General features: G+C 72.9%; 15 protein-coding genes and 1 pseudogene. 6 read left to right on the top strand and 10 right to left on the bottom strand.

The window, feature by feature from the left end; all coding sequences use genetic code 11:
- The first annotated feature begins 56 nt into the window (after window positions 1-56).
- A complete protein-coding gene (locus P8T65_RS03800; protein WP_316723983.1) occupies window positions 57-1,544 on the top strand; it encodes a long-chain fatty acid--CoA ligase in 1,488 nt (495 codons plus the stop codon).
- 9 nt (window positions 1,545-1,553) lie between these two features.
- Here the strand turns inward: P8T65_RS03800 and P8T65_RS03795 are convergent, their stop codons facing one another.
- The 3 genes from P8T65_RS03795 to P8T65_RS03785 all read right to left on the bottom strand — a co-directional run bounded on the left by P8T65_RS03795 (window position 1,554) and on the right by P8T65_RS03785 (window position 3,117).
- Complete coding sequence (locus P8T65_RS03795) at window positions 1,554-1,904, bottom strand: VOC family protein (RefSeq protein WP_316723982.1); 351 nt, start codon at window positions 1,902-1,904, stop codon at window positions 1,554-1,556.
- Window positions 1,905-2,073: 169 nt separating this feature from the next.
- Window positions 2,074-2,550, bottom strand: coding sequence for a DUF1801 domain-containing protein (locus tag P8T65_RS03790; protein ID WP_316723981.1), 477 nt, complete (start codon window positions 2,548-2,550; stop codon window positions 2,074-2,076).
- Between the two features lie 93 nt (window positions 2,551-2,643).
- On the bottom strand, window positions 2,644-3,117 hold the full coding sequence (locus P8T65_RS03785; protein WP_316723980.1) for a pyridoxamine 5'-phosphate oxidase family protein: 474 nt from the start codon (window positions 3,115-3,117) through the stop codon (window positions 2,644-2,646).
- Window positions 3,118-3,299: 182 nt separating this feature from the next.
- Here P8T65_RS03785 and P8T65_RS03780 point away from each other — a divergent pair, with 182 nt between their 5' ends.
- A complete protein-coding gene (locus tag P8T65_RS03780) occupies window positions 3,300-6,773 on the top strand; it encodes a LuxR C-terminal-related transcriptional regulator (protein ID WP_316723979.1) in 3,474 nt (1,157 codons plus the stop codon).
- Window positions 6,774-6,825: 52 nt separating this feature from the next.
- On the opposite strand, the gene P8T65_RS03775 is transcribed toward P8T65_RS03780, so the two are convergent.
- From P8T65_RS03775 to P8T65_RS03755, 5 genes are all read right to left on the bottom strand, one after another.
- Window positions 6,826-8,340, bottom strand: coding sequence for a DEAD/DEAH box helicase (locus P8T65_RS03775; RefSeq protein ID WP_316723978.1), 1,515 nt, complete (start codon window positions 8,338-8,340; stop codon window positions 6,826-6,828).
- Window positions 8,341-8,406: 66 nt separating this feature from the next.
- Window positions 8,407-9,327, bottom strand: a complete 921-nt coding sequence (locus P8T65_RS03770) for an AAA family ATPase (protein ID WP_316723977.1) — start codon at window positions 9,325-9,327, stop codon at window positions 8,407-8,409.
- A gap of 2 nt (window positions 9,328-9,329) precedes the next feature.
- A complete protein-coding gene (locus P8T65_RS03765) occupies window positions 9,330-10,538 on the bottom strand; it encodes an RNA ligase (RefSeq protein ID WP_316723976.1) in 1,209 nt (402 codons plus the stop codon).
- A gap of 79 nt (window positions 10,539-10,617) precedes the next feature.
- Window positions 10,618-11,202, bottom strand: coding sequence for a hypothetical protein (locus tag P8T65_RS03760; RefSeq protein ID WP_316723975.1), 585 nt, complete (start codon window positions 11,200-11,202; stop codon window positions 10,618-10,620).
- Between the two features lie 376 nt (window positions 11,203-11,578).
- Complete coding sequence (locus P8T65_RS03755) at window positions 11,579-12,241, bottom strand: lysophospholipid acyltransferase family protein (RefSeq protein WP_316723974.1); 663 nt, start codon at window positions 12,239-12,241, stop codon at window positions 11,579-11,581.
- A gap of 205 nt (window positions 12,242-12,446) precedes the next feature.
- Between P8T65_RS03755 and P8T65_RS03750 the strand changes: the two genes are divergently transcribed.
- Window positions 12,447-13,316 carry an MBL fold metallo-hydrolase gene (locus P8T65_RS03750; protein WP_316723973.1) on the top strand — a complete coding sequence of 290 codons (870 nt, stop codon included), beginning with the start codon at window positions 12,447-12,449 and terminating at the stop codon, window positions 13,314-13,316.
- Window positions 13,317-13,501: 185 nt separating this feature from the next.
- A complete protein-coding gene (locus P8T65_RS03745; protein ID WP_316723972.1) occupies window positions 13,502-13,975 on the top strand; it encodes a hypothetical protein in 474 nt (157 codons plus the stop codon).
- A gap of 29 nt (window positions 13,976-14,004) precedes the next feature.
- On the opposite strand, the gene P8T65_RS03740 is transcribed toward P8T65_RS03745, so the two are convergent.
- Together P8T65_RS03740 and P8T65_RS03735 are read right to left on the bottom strand one after the other, a co-directional pair.
- Window positions 14,005-14,247 carry a hypothetical protein gene (locus P8T65_RS03740; RefSeq protein ID WP_316723971.1) on the bottom strand — a complete coding sequence of 81 codons (243 nt, stop codon included), beginning with the start codon at window positions 14,245-14,247 and terminating at the stop codon, window positions 14,005-14,007.
- 412 nt (window positions 14,248-14,659) lie between these two features.
- Window positions 14,660-15,022 (bottom strand): annotated as a pseudogene (locus P8T65_RS03735) (transposase); the annotation flags it as partial.
- A gap of 159 nt (window positions 15,023-15,181) precedes the next feature.
- On the opposite strand from P8T65_RS03735, the gene P8T65_RS03730 reads away from it, so the two are divergent.
- Window positions 15,182-15,496, top strand: coding sequence for a hypothetical protein (locus P8T65_RS03730; RefSeq protein WP_316723970.1), 315 nt, complete (start codon window positions 15,182-15,184; stop codon window positions 15,494-15,496).
- Window positions 15,493-15,789 (top strand): hypothetical protein, encoded by a 297-nt coding sequence (locus tag P8T65_RS03725; protein ID WP_316723969.1) that lies wholly within the window; start codon window positions 15,493-15,495, stop codon window positions 15,787-15,789. The genes P8T65_RS03730 and P8T65_RS03725 overlap by 4 nt, the downstream gene beginning before the upstream one ends.
- Window positions 15,790-15,915: the final 126 nt, after the last annotated feature.

Here is a 15,915-nt window from a genome sequence, read left to right as displayed (position 1 = left end):
ACGATGTCGGGCAGGTGAACGGCGGATTTCGACGGCGACTTTCGTGGAGGCGGGGCATGGCCAATCTGGCGGAGTACCTGGTGGAGACGGCACAGCGACAGCCGGGGCGTCCCGCGCTGCGCCTGGGCGACCAGGTGACCGGCTACGCGGAGCTGGACGAGCGCAGTGCCCGCGCCGCCGCGCTGCTGAGGGCCGAGGGCGTACGGCCGGGGGACCGCGTCGCCCTGATGCTGCCGAACGTGCCCGAGTTCGTCGTCCTGTACTACGGCGTGCTGCGCGCCGGAGGCGTCGTCGTCCCCATGAACCCGCTGCTGAAGACGCGGGAGACCGCGTACCACCTGACCGATTCCGGGGCGGTGCTGCTGTTCGAATGGCATCAGGCGCCGGGCGAGGGCGCGCGGGGCGCGGCCGACGCCGGTGTACGGCACTCCGCCGTCGAGCCCGCGGCGTTCGCACGGGCGCTGGCCGGACACGAGCCGCTGCCCGGCGTGGCCGAGACGGCGGACGACGACATGGCCGTGCTGCTGTACACCTCCGGCACCACCGGCCGCCCCAAGGGCGCCACGCTCACCCACGGCGGACTGCGGCACAACACCGAGGTCAACACGGTCCATGTGCAGCGGATGACACCGCGGGACGTGGTGGTGGGCTGTCTGCCGCTGTTCCACATCTTCGGCCAGATCTGCACCATGAGCGTGGCCGTGCGGGCCGGCGCCTCGCTCACCCTCATCCCCCGCTTCGAGCCGCAGGCCGTGCTGGAGGCCATCGCGCGGGACGGGGCCACGGTCTTCGAGGGTGTGCCGACGATGTACGCGGCGCTGCTCCAGCACCCGGCGCGGACCGACGTGTCGACGCTGCGGATGTGCGTCTCCGGTGGAGCCTCGCTGCCGGTGGAGATCCTGCACGGCTTCGAACGGCGCTTCGGTTGCGCGGTGCTGGAGGGCTTCGGCATGTCCGAGACCAGTCCGGTGGTCACGTTCAACCACCCCGACCGCCCCCGCAAGGCCGGCTCCATCGGCACCCCGATCCAGGACGTGGAGGTGCGACTGCTGGACGACAAGGGCCAGGACGTCACGCCCGGCGAGGTCGGTGAACTGGCCGTACGAGGGCCGAACGTGATGAAGGGGTACTGGAACCGGCCCGAGGAGACGGCGGCCGCGATCCCGGACGGCTGGCTGCGCAGCGGCGACCTCGCGCGGCAGGACGAGGACGGCTATCTGTACATCGTCGACCGCAAGAAGGACATGATCATCCGCGGGGGCTACAACGTCTACCCGCGTGAGATCGAGGAGGCCCTGCACGAGCACCCGGCCGTCGCCCTGGCCGCCGTCGTCGGGGTGCCGCACGACCATCTGGGCGAGGAGATCGGTGCCGCGGTCGTCCTGCGGCCCGGCGCCCATGCCACCCCCGACGAGCTGAGGGAGTTCGTCAAGGGCCGGGTCGCCGCGTACAAGTACCCGCGCGAGGTGTGGCTCATGGACACCCTGCCGACCGGCCCCAGCGGCAAGATCCTCAAGCGGGAGATCACCGCACCGATCGGATGACCCGACACCTCATTGCCGCAGGGCCGGACCGCCGCCGAGCCCGATCTCGTTCCCGTCCGGGTCGTGGTAGGTGAACTTGCGGACGCCGTTGGCATAGGTTTCGCGGCTGCTGGGCTCCAGCCCCCGCCCGGTGATCCCGGCGACCCGGGCGTCGAGGTCGTCCACAAAGACGGTGTGCAGCGCGTGGCCGGCCCGTCCGGGCCGGTGCTCGATGTACACATAGCGGTGCTCCGCCAGCTCCCACACCGCCTCCGTGTCGTTCGGGAAGAACGTCGGCGGGGAGCCCAGCAGGCGCTCGTACCAGGAGAGCGCCGCTGTGTAGTTGTTCACCGGGATACCTGCGAAGAGGACGACGGCCATGCAGCCATCGTAGGGGGCGACGGCTCGGACAGGACGTACGTGATCATGCCGCGGCCCCGCCCGGTGGTGTCGACGGCGGGCGCGCCGAGCGGGTCCCGTACCGGTCACGGCCGGTGGAGAGCCCTGCGGTGAAGGAAGTTGGCTGCTTGCGCGCAGGCGCTCCTCGCGCTCAGCCCGCCGCTCTGCGGACGAGCTCGACGATCCGTGCCTCCGTCTCGTCCGTCAGCTCCGTCAGGGCGTATGTGGTCGGCCACAGGGTGCCCTCGTCGAGGTGCGCCTGGTCGCTGAAGCCGAGGGTGGCGTACCGGCTCTTGAACTTCTGCGCACTCTGGAAGAAGCAGACGACCTTGCCGTTCCTGGCGTAAGCGGGCATGCCGTACCAGAGCTTCGGCGCGAGGTCGGGCGCGGCCCCGGCGACGATCCGGTGGATCCCTTCGGCGAGAGCACGGTCCGCGTCGTCCATCGCGGCGATCTTGGCGAGCACGTCGCTCTCCCCGTCCGCCCGGGTGGCACGTGCTCCGCGACGGGCGGTCGTCTTCAGGTCCCGCGCATGCTCCTGCATCGCCTCGCGCTCCTCGGCGGTGAACCCGTCGAACTTCTTCTCGGCCGTGTCCCTGCTCGGGGTGGACTTCCGGGTGTTCGTCATGGCGGTCTGCCTTCCTCGTACCGTCTGCTTGTTGGTTCGTTCTCGGGTGGGCGTGGGTGTGGGTGTGGCTGGGGGAGCGTGGATGGGGGCGGCTCAGCCCAGCCAGCGGCCGTCGCGCATCAGCTCACGTCCCGTCAACTCGTCCGCTTCGCGCCAGGCCTGAACCCGAACCGGGGTGACGCGGAACCAGAGGTAGGACGTGGGGGAGACCCGGGGGTCGAAGCCGGCGCGCGCGGCGAAGCGGTCGGCCCGCTCCGCCGGCAGAGCGTCGACCGGGAGCACCTCCACCGCGCCCTCGATCATGGACACGTCGCGGGTGGGGCCCAGTCCGAGCCGGGTGGTCCGCGTCGCGGCCAGGTTCCTGCCGGTCGGACTGGCGCCCGGCGTCGCCATCAACAGCGTCTCGCCGTCCCAGTCGAAGGACAGCGGAACCAGATACGGCACACCGTCCGCCGAGGCGCTGGCCACCCAGACATCGGCGTCGTGGGCGAGCCGGTGCTCCGTGTCGCCGCGACGCACCGCGCGGGGGCGGGGGCCGGCGGTCGGGGCTGTGGGGGAACCGGTCATGACCACTCCTGTGTCGCTGAGGCTTGCGGGGACGGCGGCCGCGACCGGCCCGAGGTGTCCGCCGGGTGCGATCGCCGTGGTCACAGCCTCCCCCGAGGGGGCCACGGCCCGCCTCCGTGGTGAGCACGGAATCCACCACGGAGAGGCCACGGAGAGACCACGGAGCAGCGGATAATGACTCGGTGTCCACTCCAGTGATTTCGGCCCGGGAAGCCGACGTGCTCGCGCTGCTCGGGGAACACCTGAGCAACGCGGAGATCTCCGCGCGCCTGTTCATCTCCGTGCGCACGGTCGAGTCCCATGTCTCCGCCCTGCTGCGCAAGCTCGACGAACCGGACCGGCGGGCACTCTCGCGGCGCGCGGCCGAGTCGGCCCGTACGGACCGGCCCCGCCCGGTGCCCGTCCTCCCCGTACCGCTGACGGCGTTCGTCGGCCGGGTGCGCGAACGCGCCGAACTGGGCGAGGCGGTGAAGACACGTCGGCAGGTCACGGCGGTCGGTCCGGGCGGGGTGGGCAAGACCCGGCTCGCGCTGGCGGTGGCGGCGGACGCGGCCCGTGACTTCGCCGACGGGGTGTGGTTCGTCGATCTGGCCCCGGTCACCGATCCGGCGCGGGTCGGCGCGGCGGTCGCGGAGGCCGTCGGGCTGGGCGAACAACCCGGGCGCGGTGTCGAGGAGTCGGCGCTCGCCGCCCTGGCGGACCGTGAGGCGCTGCTGGTCCTGGACAACTGCGAGCAGATACGCGACGGGGTCGCGCCCTTCCTGGAACGGCTGTTGGTCGCCTGCCCGGGGCTACGGGTGCTCGCGACGAGCCGGGCCCGGATGATGGTGCCGTTCGAGTGGGTCTTCCCGGTGCCGCCGCTGTCGTCGGCCGGCGGCGGAGACTCGGAGGCCGTGACGCTGTTCCTGGACCGGGCGGCGGCGGTCGGCCGCCCACCCGAACCGGACCTGCACGACCGGATCGCGGCCATCTGCGAACGCCTCGACGGCATGGCGCTCGCGATCGAACTGGCGGCGGCACGCTGGCCCACGCTCGGACCGGACGGTCTGGCGGCCGGCCTTTCCGACCAGTTGCGGATCCTCGCGGGCGGCCCTCGCGCGGACGACCGGCACCGGTCGGTGCGGGCCGCGCTCGACTGGAGCCACGATCTGCTGGAACCGCCGGACCGGGCGCTGCTGCGGCGGGTCTCGGTGTTCGCCATGCCGTTCACCGCCGAGGCGGCTGGCGTCGTCGCCGGGTTCGCGCCGCTGGACCCGGCGGCGGTGGGCGACGGGCTCGGCCGACTCGCCGAACAGAGCCTGCTCACCGCGACACCGACCGCGACCGGCACCCGCTACCAGGCGCTGGAGACCATCCGCCAGTACGGGACCGAGCGGCTCGCCGACGCCGACGAGCTGACGGGGGTACGGTCGCGCCACGTCGCCTGGTGCCTGGCCGGGGCGGCTGCCCTCGCAGGGGCCGATGCCCCCGACTGGCGCGCACGCTTCGACGCCGTCGCCGACGACCTCCGCGCGGCCCTGTCCTGGGCGGCCGCCCGACCGGACCACCGCACCCCCGCCCACCACCTCGCCCTCGCCCTGGCGGGCCTGACCTTCACCCGTAACCTGCTCAGCGAAAGCCAACAACGATACGAACAGGCGGCGACGCTGGCTGGGGCGGCTGGGGCGGCTGGGGCGGCTGGGGCGGCTGGGGCGGCTGGGGCGGCCGGGGGCGCTGGGGGCAGCGGGTCGGCTCGGGATGTCGGGGATGCCGGGGATGCCTGGGGTGCTGGAGACAGCGGGGAAGCTCGGGATGCCGGGGACGGCGGATGGGCCGGGGACGGTGGGGACGCTCGCGAGGCTGGGGATACCGGGGACGTTCAGGATGCCGGGGATGCCTGGGGCGCTGGAGACAGCGGAGAAGCTCCGGGGGCCGGGGGCGGCGGGGACGCTCGGGAGGCCGGGAATGCCGGGGACCCCAGGGGTACCGGAGACGCCGGGCACAGTGGGGACGCTCGGGATGCCAGGGAGACCGGAGACGCCGGAGGCGCCCGGCAGGGCATGCGGACGGGGGACGCGGCCGGTGTCTTCGGCGGTGTGGCCGCGGCCGTAGGCCGGGTCGGCGTCGCCGCGCCGGCCGGTGGCGCCGGTGAGGCCCTGCGCGTTCTTGGGGCGGAGCCGGCCGCCGAGATCGTCGGTGTCGCTGGAGGGGGTGGTGACGGCGTCGGCGCGGACCACGGGGTCGCGGACACTGCCGGCGCCGCGGCGCGCGCGGCCGGTGCCGCCGCCGCTGCCGCAGCCCTGCGCGAGGCCGCCGGGGTCGCCGGATGCCGGCGGCACGGCGATGACATGTACCGCCTGCACCGCGCGGCCGCCGAGGCGGCCTGCCGGGCGGGCGATCGCATCGGCGCGGCCCGCGACCTGGCAGCCGCCGCCACCGTCGCGTACCGCTTCTCCAGCGAGTTCGCCCAGCTCCCCACACCGGACGAGGCGACCGCCCTGCTCACCGCGGCTCGCGAACTCTCCGGCGCCATGAAACTGCCGCCCGGCGCCGCCGGTCATGCGTCGCACGATCCGTCGGCCTCCCCGTCGCCCGGCCCGGCCGCCGAGCCGCCGGTCACGGGTGCGGCCGCTGCCATCGCTCTCGCCGAAGCCGCCGTGGTCGTGGACGCCTTCGGGGCCGTTCAGGGGGACGTGGACAACAGTGCGCGGGAGACCGTCCGTCATGCCGAGCGGGCCGTCCGGCTGGCTCGGTGCGCGGGGGACCCGGTCGCCGAGTCCGCCGCTCTCGACGCGCTTTCCGGGGCCCGGACCTGGGCCGGTGACCCGTTCGGCGCGGCGGAGGCCGCCCGGCGTCGGATCGACGTCCTGGCCCCCGCGCCACCCACCCCGGCCGCCACACAGGAACGGATGGACGCCCTCGCCATGGCCGCCGGCACCGCCCTCGGCGTCGGCGAGCTGGCGCAGGCCCGCCGATGGGGCGGGCAGCTCGCCGGCCACCCGCTGTTCGCCGAGGTGGCCCACCACGCCACGTCCTGGCTGATGGTCGCGGACGCGTTCGCGGGCCACGGCAGGGACGTGCTCAGGGGGAGCGAACGGTTCCTCGACTCCTGGCGCAGGAGCGGCCGTCAGCGGTCGTTCTCGCTCGGCCCCGCCGCCGCGGCCGTCGCGATGATCCACGGACTGCGCGGCGACCACAACGCACGGTCGGCCTGGCTGACGACCGTCGAGGAGGCCGGCACGGCGGCGGAGCACCACCACGGCTACGGCGCGGTCTTCGACGCCATGGTCCTGCTCCACCACGGCGACCCGGACGCGGCCCTGGCCCGGGTGGCACCGGAACCGGACGAGGTGTGGAAGTGGGTCTCCTGGATCTGGCACCACTGGTACGTGGGCCTGCGCGCCGAGGCCTCGGTCCTCTCCGGCCACCCGGAGGCCCGCGCGCGGGTCGCCGCCGCCCGGCGAACGGTCGCCGGCAACCCGGTCGTCACCGCCCAACTGGACCGGGCGCAGGCGCTCCTGGACGGCGACCTGCCCGGCCGGCTCGCCGCCGCGAAGGCGTTCGACGCGGCGGGCTGCCCCTATCAGTCGGCCCGCACCCTCCTCCTCGCCGGAGGCGACCACACCGCCACCGGCAGGGAAGCCCTCACCGCCCTCGGCCTCGCCCCCGGCTCCTGAGCGAGCCGGTCCGTCCACGGCCCGCTCACCTCGGCCGAGCGGTGCGCGGGTGTCAGCGCCCCTTGCGCACCCGGGCGGCCGCGCGGGCCTCCGCCGCCTTCCGGGCCTCGGCGGCCTTGCGCGACTCCTTCGCCGGGCGCCCCGGCCGGGTGCCGAGGCCCCGGAAGGGCGCGTTGCCGCCGTTGGACTTCGTCCCGGCCGGTGGCCGCTTCGCCCCGGTGATGGCGGTCAATCGCGCCTCGCCGGACCGCACTTGGGTGACCGTCGGCCGGATCTTGGCCTCGGACATCATCCGGTTGACGTCGCGCCGCTGGTTGGGGGTGACCAGGGTGACCACCTTCCCGGACTCCCCGGCGCGCGCGGTGCGTCCGCCGCGGTGCAGATAGTCCTTGGCGTCGGCGGGTGGGTCCACGTTGACGACGAGGTCGAGCGCGTCGATGTGAATGCCCCGGGCCGCCACGTTGGTGGCCACCAGCACGGTGACCGCGCCGTCCTTGAACTGCCCGAGCGTGTGCGTGCGTTGGGGCTGCGACTTGCCGCTGTGCAGGGCGGCGGCCCGTACGCCGCTGGCCCGCAGATGGCGGGTGAACTGGTCCACCCCGGCCTTGGTGTCGAGGAACATCAGCACCCGGCCGTCCCGGGCGGCGATCTCGGTCGCCGTCGCGTACTTGTCGGCGGGGTGGATGTTCAGCACATGGTGTTCCATCGTGGTGACCGAGCCGGCGACCCGGTCGACCGAGGCGAGCACCGGATCGTGCAGATGGCCGCGCACCAGCTGGTCGACGTCGCGGTCGAGGGTGGCGGAGAACAGCAGTCGCTGCCCGTCGGGCCGGACCTGGTCCAGGATCTCCGACACCTGCGGCAGGAACCCCAGGTCGCACATCTGGTCCGCCTCGTCCAGCACCGTGATCCGGACCCGGTCGAGGTGGCAGTCCCGACGGGACACCAGGTCGGCCAGCCGCCCCGGTGTCGCGAGGACCACCTCGGCACCGGACCGCAGCATCGCCTGCTGCTTGTTGATCGACAGCCCGCCGACCACCGTCGCCAGTCGCACCCCCAGGGTCCGCGCGTACGGCGTCAGCGCGTCGTCCACCTGCTGTGCGAGTTCCCGGGTCGGGACCAGAACGAGCGCCAGGGGCCGCTTCGACTCCGCCCGCAGCCCCGCCGTCCGGACCAGGAGCGCGAGCCCGAACGCCAGCGTCTTGCCCGAACCGGTGCGGGCCCGGCCGAGGACGTCACGGCCGGCCAGCGCGTTCGGCAGGGTCGCCGCCTGGATCGGGAAGGGCTCGCGCACCCCGAGCTCGGTCATGGTCCGCAGCAGCTCCGGCGGCAGCCCGAGCGTGTCGAAGGACTCGGCCGGCGGCAGGTCCCGGGACGCCGTCTCCGGCGTCGCGGACTCGCCCGCCGACTCGGTGGTGTGCAGGGGGGCGTCGGTGGCGGAGAGCCCGGGGGCCGAGGACGACGGCTGCGCGGTCAAAAGGGAACCCTTCCTGGTGTGGTCGCCCGGAACGCGCCGGGGCCCGTACCCCTCGGTACGGGCCCCGGCGGTGTCGAAGCGTGCTCCCATTTTACCAGCGGACGCCCACGGGCCGACCGGCCCGCTCACCCCCGCCCCGGCGGCCGGCGGCGCGGCCTAGAAGTTGCCGTAGTTGACCTGCCAGGTCGGCAGCCCCATCCGCCGCCACACGGCGACGACCCGGTCCCGGTCGTCGAGCGAAACCCGTACGGCGAAGCGGTGCCGCACATGCCGGTCGAACAGCTCCGCCTTCACCACGTCGTCGCGACGCCGGTCACCGGCCGCCCGCATCCACAGCTCGTCGTACGGCACCTCATGTGCGCGCAGCCACGCCTCCGTCCGGTCCCGGTGCTCCTCCCCGCGCCCGGAGAGCAGGACGATCACATCACCGTCGGCGCCGCGGAACGAACGCAGCGCGCCGCGCACCGACACGTTGAGCAGGTCCTCCTCGCAGCGCGTGAAGTCGTACGCGCCCCGGTCGCCGCGCAGGGCGAGCGTGCCGTCGATGTCGCGCATGACCGCCGAGGGCAGCGCCGGGTCGGCGGTGTACGGCTCGACGGCGGGCTCGTCGTTCAGCCACTCCGCCGTGAGCCGCCAGCCGCCTCTGCGGGACTTCTCGTGCTTGTCGGCGAGGATCCGGATGATCTCCTCACCGACCGGCCGCTCCCGCGCGGCGTCCCGCCGCAGGCACTCCTCCACCGGCACGTCGGTGAAGTCGTGCACGACGAACGTGGCCAGCCCCGCCACGGCCGCCTTCAGCCGCTTCGGGATGTGCGGCGTCATGTGCGTGTTGTCCACGACGACGTCGAAACCGCCGTCGACGGCCGCCCGTACCGCCGCGTCCTGGATCGCCAGCACGGTCTGCTCGTGCGCGTGCGACCGGCGCTCGGCGCCCTCGGGCTGCGGGATGTCGAGCATCTGCCGCAGATCGTCGAGGTTGACGCGGCGCATCCGGCCCCCGGACTCCGCCTGCAGCTCGCGCGCGGCCGTCGTCTTCCCCGAGGCGGGCAGCCCCGTCATGACGTGTACCACGGGCACGGTCAGTTCTCCTCGTCGTTCTTGAAGGGGTCGGACGCCTCCGGTCGGGTGGATCGGTACGTCACGAGGACGGTCGAACGCCCGTCCAGGCGCTGGAACATGGCGGGGCGCACTGCCGTGTCGGGCAGGTCCCGCACCGCGCGGGCGAACGCACCCCGGTCGCCCGCGAGATGCGCGAGCGACCGGAACGCCTCGTCGATCGCCCGCTCACGGTCCTCGACCTGCTTCTCGATGCCCGTGACGACACCGCGCACCCAGGCGTCGAACTCGTCGGGCACCTGCTCCAGCAGCGCGTCCAGGGGCCGGCCGCCGGACGCGACGACGTCCTCGGGGGAGCAGTTCAGCGCCTGCGCCACCTGCTTGGCGGGCAGGCCGGCGAACCGCTGGATGCCGTGACCGCGCCAGATGTCCCGCTCGGTCACCCCGGTCAGCACCTTGTGCAGCCGCACGTACTCCGCGAACTTGGCCTTGGCCCGTACACCCGAGGCGAAGCGCAGTACGAAGCCCTCCGCGTCGGTGCCCCTGGCCGGCAGGCCGCCCGGCAGCCGGTTGCCGTCCGTCATCGCCAGCAGCTCGGCGAGCGGCACGGCGGGGCGCACGGTGACGACCGAGCCGACGCCCCGCCACCCCACGGCGGCCTCCGCCAGGGCGACTTCGGTGCCGTCCTTGGCGAACGCGGCCAGCAGCACCACGTCCCGACGGTCGCCGTAGTCGACGACGATCCGGTTCTCCGGGTACAGGACCTCGGCCAGGTAGGTCACCCCGGGCACGAGGCCGGACGTGTCCTTCGCGTCCAGCAGTCGCTGCGCCCAGGTGGCCTGCACGCTCACGAACGACCCCTTGGACGCGACCCGCCACCGGCCGGCGTAGTGGAACACCACCGCCAGGCTGCCGTCGACCTTGTCGTACACCTCGAACGGCTCGTCCGGGAGGCTCGGGGCGTAGGGCTGACCGGCCTCGTGCTCACCGACGTTGAAGAACTTCGGCAGCGGCAGCGCGACGATCTCCCCGGTGGCGTCGTCGGCCACGAGGCCCCGGCACCGCGTGGTCACCCGGTTCCACACCCGCTCGTACTGGCATGTCCTCGTGTAGGTGTAGATGGACAGCGGCAGTTCCGGGTGCGACTTGCGCGTGACGTGCCCCGCTTCGAGCGCCGCCGCGAGCTCGTCCGGCGGCAGCAGCCCGTGAAGAGTCAGGTGGGCCTGGCTCATGTGTTCCTCCCCTTGATGGCCCCTGATTGTCACGTGGGGACAGGCCCCGGGCCCACCGAATTTCTCGACGCCCCGCAGCTCAGCCACCTGGCGCCACCGCCCGCGACACCCCCGCCAGGAGCGTCTCGACCTCCGCGTCCCAGCGGGAGCTGATCCCCGGTTCGCGCGCCGGGTCGACCCACAGCAGGTGGTTGCCGCCGTTGCCCGGGCACAGCGCCCGGAGGCGGGCGCCGAGGGCCAGACCGTGCGGTCGTCGTTGAGCCACCAGGACAGGCCGTAGTTCGTCTTGACCCGGCAGGGCGTCCACAACTCCTCGATCCACCGCCACGAGACGACCTGCCGCTCGCCCCACACCCCGTCCCGCAGGCAGAGTTGACCCAGGCGGGCCAGATCGAGGGCGCTGGCCGACGGAGAGCGTGGCGAGCGGGCGGGTCCGGTCGTCGACGGCGCCGAGCCCGGCGAGGACGACGTCGACCCGTCGGTCGGCGTCCCAGGCGTCCAGGACCGCGCCGCCTCCAGGGCGTAGGTGTAGGCGTCCTCGGCACCGGGCCGTCCCTCGGCCAACGCCGAGGTGGTCGCCTCCAGTCGCCGCGGCGCGGGCCCGGGCGTCGGCGAGGTGCTCCTCGACCACGTCGCCGACCGTACGCCCGCCCTCGGCCGGCATCTCCTGCTCGGCCGGACACGTTCATCTCCACGTCGTGCAGCACGGGACGCCCGCCGCGGTGGACGTGGACACCGGCGCAGGTCAACTGGGCCCGGTCGCGGGCAGGCAGGGCAGAAACAGTCATGTTCTCTTCCTCCGGCAGGAGGCACACGTCACCTCGGGAACGACCGGGGGAGCGCACCGGCTCTGACGAACGACCCGGCTCGACGGGGAGCGGGGGTCGTGGGCGAACTCGTGGCTTCCGGCTCGTCACATACGTGAGGAGCGGAGCCCGGGGCCCGGTCAGAGGTAGACGACGTGAATCATGCGACGACCGTAACAACGCGCGGAACCGGAGGGCCACCGACTGAACAGCCGTGCAGGCTGGGGTGGGGCGTCACGCGGCGAGCGCGGCCGGTTCGCCGAGGCGGGCCGCGGCCGTGCGCCAGGCGGCGGTCACCGCCGCGTGCGCCTGGCGGGTGTTCGCGGTGTGATCGGCGATGAGGGAGAGCGGCGCTCCGACGTGGACGTGGAGTGCGGGGCGGCGCAGGGGCGCGGTGAACAGCCCCGCCAGCTGCTTGGCCGTACCGCCGGAAGTGACCCGGCGGGCCCCGGCCTGCCCGACCGGGACGACGGGCGCCCCGGTGCGTGCCGCGAGCCGGGTCAGACCGCTGCGGAACTCCCCGGGCGCGGCTTCGGCGACGTCCTTGCGGACCGGGATCCCGCCCTCGGCGTAGATGAGGACCGTCCGGCCCCGCGCCAGAGCGTCGGCGGCGAGGTCGAGCGCGTCGGCGGCGCGCGGGTCCCTCCGGTACACCGGGATGTATCCCTCGCGGGTGAGCGCGCGGCCCAGCAGCGGGATCCGCCACAGACCCGCGGCACCCATGGCGACGGGCTCGACGCCGAGGCGGTGCAGCGCGGCGAGCACGATCGCGGGATCGGCGAGCGAGGTGTGGTTCGCGACGACGATGCTGCCCGGTGCGCAGACGGATCCGGCATCGGTGGTCACCGTGAGACGTCCGACGGCGGGCACCAGGACGTCGGCGAGGCGGCTGAACATGAGGTCTCTCCCGATCTCGACGAGGAAGACTCCCATCGTCGGGGCGGCCGCGGCACCGGATCTTGAGTGCGCGTACTCAACTTCGACGGCGCCGGTACCCATGCGACGGCGCCGCGTCCGAGATCACCTTGTGCACACCGAGATCGTCATGTCACGGCATGCGGCGAACCGCCGCCTGCGTACAGGGCATGGCAGGATCGCGGCCATGCCCATCAGCGTTCCCCGCCTCCGGATCGGTTCGACCGAGATCATCGCTCTGGCCGACGCCGAGGGCCCCTTCTTCTCCCCGCGCACCGAGGCCTTCCCCGGGGCAACGGCCGCTCAGTGGGCCGAGGCCGACCGCTACGACCCGGGCGCGGTCGACGCCGAGGGCCGCTGGTGGCTCCGGTTCCGCGCGTACGCGATCCGCAGCGACAGGGGCCTGACCGTCGTGGACGCCGGGATCGGTCCGGCGGACAGCCCGGCCGGTTCGTGGGCGCCCGTGCCCGGCGTGCTCCCCGAGTCGCTCACCGCCGCGGGCATCGACCCGGCCGACGTCGACACGGTGGTGCTCACGCATCTGCACACCGACCACGTCGGCTGGGCGGTCGTGACGGAAGCGGTCGTCCCCTCGGCGGGCGGCGCCGTGGGCGGCAACGCCTCGACCGGCGGCTCGGCCAGTGGCCGCCGCCCCTATTTCCCGAACGCCGAATACCTGCTTCAGCGGGCTGAGTTCGACGTCCTAGACGTGCTCAACCCGCACCTTCGCGATACCCTCACCGACCCGCTCCTGGCGACCGGTCAGCTCCGGCTCCTCGACGGGGACACGGCGCTGCGCGCCGGGCGCGTGGTCGCCACGCCCGGTCACACGCCCGGGCACCAGAGCGTGCTGGTCGCCGACGGGCGCGAACGGGCGCTCGTCACCGGCGATCTCCTGGTGCACGCACTCCAACTGCTCCATCCCGAGCTCGCCTACTCGCACGAGAGCGACCCTGAGGCGGCCCGGCACGCGAGGGAGCGCATGCTCGACCGTGGAACCGCCACCACGCTGCACCTGGCGACGCCGCATCTGACGGAGCCGTTCATCTCGGTGTGACGGCGTGAGCGGACGTCGGTGGAAGTACGTAGAGGCATACGTAACCCGCTGGACAGGCTCTCTCCGCTCCGCCCCGCTCGGTCAGCCTCACCGCATGCCTCTCACCGTCGATCAGTTGACCGGATATGTGGAGCGTGGGCTGGACGCCGATCTGGCGCGCTGGTTCCCCGGCGAGGAGCGCGTCGATGTTCCCGCGTCGACCCGCCCGATCACGCCGTTCCTCACCCGGCTCTCGCCCGCCGGCGACGGCGCTGGCCGCGTTCGACCGCAGGGTCCGCTCGGGAGCCATGGCGCGGTTCCTCGACATGTACGACTGGTCGTACGCCTTCGAGTTCGAGGAGAACGGCGAGGTGATCCTGGACTCCGACCACGGGACGGAGCTCTCCGACGACGACGTCTGGTCCATCGGCTGCGACGGCGGAGGCAACTACTACGTCGTCCTCACCAGCGGTCGCGTCGCGCTGTGGTTCCACGAGGAGCAGGTCATCGAGCCCGACACGCAGTACGACAACCTTGACGTCTTCCTGTGGTCGCTCGTCCGGTACGGCGCCGGGCGCGCCGGAGTGCTCGACCTGGCCGCTGTCGAGGACGACTTCCGCTCCCTCGGACAGCCCGGAGCCCTGGCCCCGGAGATCGGGCTCCTCGCCCTGATGTCCTGACCCCCGGAGATTTTCGCATCCGACCGGCCCTACGTACCGGCCCGCCGCAGGACGCGGTCGACGACGGCTCCGCCCTGTTCCGGATGGGTCTTCAGCCAGGTGCCCAGGTGCTCACGGACCGCTTGCGCGACGCCGGAACCTACGTCCGCCCTGCCGAGCAGTCCACGGACGGAACCGAGGAACCCGGGCCGGTCCAGCGTCACCGACACCACCGCCGTCTGGCCCTCGGCGATCCGGTCGGCGTCGAGATCGAGGCCCGACGCGGCGGGCATCCGCCCCTCGCGCCACCGCGACGTCGCCCGTCTCGATGTCCACGCCGTCCTGACGGCTCCGGCCGCCCGCGTGCAGCGGATCGAACGGGCCGACGGCAGGCGCTACGCACCGCGCATCGGGGCCGTCGGCTGAGACTGACGGAGAGCAGGAGATCCGCGACGACGGCTGCGGCAGCCTACTTCCTCTGTGGCGCCCTCGTGCGGAGGCGATGCTTCCGCGTGATCACGGAGCGCCGGGGGCGCCATGAGGCGGGGGACCCGTCTGCCGCCCGCTCCGGGCGTCGGGCGTCGGTGAGGCCGATTCCTCGCCCTGGCGCCGTACGGCGGTCCCCGGTTCGCTCTCGTGGGGCGTCGTGTCGCTCTCGACCGTTTCGTGGCTCAGCCCTGCGGGCCCAGCCGGGGGTACCGCGGGTTCGGTGCGCTGGTCACGGGGACGGTAGCCGCGCCGACCGGCCGCGCCCAGAGTGTCGGTCGGGCGGGAGACCGTCGGATCGGAGGCCACCGGCCCGAACACGGCCGGCTCGGCCCGCAGTATCCCGACATCGGTCAGGCAGTCACCGCCCAGCGCGACCGCGAGCGCTACATCCCGCAGGATCTTCCCGGGATCGTGCACCGCCCTCGGCTTCCGCCGCAGTGCCGGCGCCGCCGACATTGCCTGGCCCAGGCCGGTCTTGCGGATCCTCTCCACCAGCAGCACACCACCGGCCTGGGAGACCACCCCGCGACCACTGCCCTCGGTACGGGCACGCGGGGAGGACCCGATACGCTTCTTCACCTGGAGAGTGCTTCTTTCCTGTGACGACCTGGACTCTGGAAAAGTCCCGTCGTTGCAGTTCAGGAGCACTTTTCGCGTTCCTGATCACCCACCGGACACCATATGGGTCGCGAACTCTGCCGTCCCCGAGCGCCGCACCAGCAAGGGAGAATTCCCGCGATGACAGACGAACACGAACCTGACGGCGATCTCTACGTGCTGTGGCACGCGCGCCATCTCGCGGTGGAGCAGGACGAACGGGTCATCCATCTCGATGAGGACGGCACCATCCACCTGGACGAGGAGGAGTGGAGGATCATCGGCATCTACCCGGGCCAGGCAGTCGCGGAGAGGCAGCGGGAGATCTCCAGGAAGCTTCCAGGGTTCCGGGACGAACCTGATTGTTTCAAGATCGCACCCGTGACGGTGGACGAGAGTTTGTGGAACGAGGGGTTCGTCACGGTGCACTCCGACGGGCCCAGGCGTGACTCATGAACCGGACGCTCTACCTCCTGGTGCACAGGCATCACTTCGCGGACGGGCCGGGTGCTCCCACCACCGTCGACTTCATGGAAGACGGCGAACCGCTCTTCTGGGACGACAGCGAGGACAGCTTCACGTTCCTCGGCCTGTACTCGAGCCGGCAGCGGGCGGAACAGCGCATCGCGCAGGCCTGCACCCTGCCCGGATTCAGGGACCATCCCCACGGCTTCCACGTGCACGAGTACACCGTGGGTCAAACCCACTGGGCCGAAGGATTCCTCGTCGGCGAACAAAACGACGGCTGAGCAGGTACCACGCCTCCAGCCGCGATTCTCCTCGACGATCCGCCGACTCCACAGCAGGACCGAACCGGCCTGCGAGGCCATCCGGCGGCCGTCTCCCTGAACACGGACCCTCTCGGCCCTCGCGTC

Origin of the sequence: Streptomyces sp. 11x1 (genome assembly GCF_032598905.1) — a bacterium.
Lineage (GTDB): Bacteria > Actinomycetota > Actinomycetes > Streptomycetales > Streptomycetaceae > Streptomyces.
This window is presented reverse-complemented; position numbering and strand designations above follow the sequence as displayed.